Here is a 225-nt window from a genome sequence, read left to right on the forward strand (position 1 = left end):
ATCGACGCTGCCTGGGAGGCGCGGGCCGACGAGCACGAGGCCCAGCTGCGACAGCTCCGGGTCGCGCTGCAGTGGGCGCTGCTCCACCCCGCCCCGGTGGACGCCGACGGGGTCGTCGACCACGCCGGGTGGGGCGAGATCCGGCTCGTCGGCGACCCCGCGCCCATCACACCGCTGGCCGGTGAGGGTGCGCCGCTGGTGGCGCCCGAGGCGCCCGTCGAGCTC

Annotated in this window: 1 protein-coding gene; it reads left to right on the plus strand. The window is 77.8% G+C overall.

Features of this window, described 5'->3' with window-relative positions; translation table 11 throughout:
- Nucleotides 1-225: hypothetical protein (locus ASG49_RS18815; RefSeq protein ID WP_162244486.1), on the plus strand; the 225-nt coding region annotated here is incomplete at both ends.

Source organism: Marmoricola sp. Leaf446, from assembly GCF_001424755.1.
Classification (GTDB): domain Bacteria; phylum Actinomycetota; class Actinomycetes; order Propionibacteriales; family Nocardioidaceae; genus Marmoricola.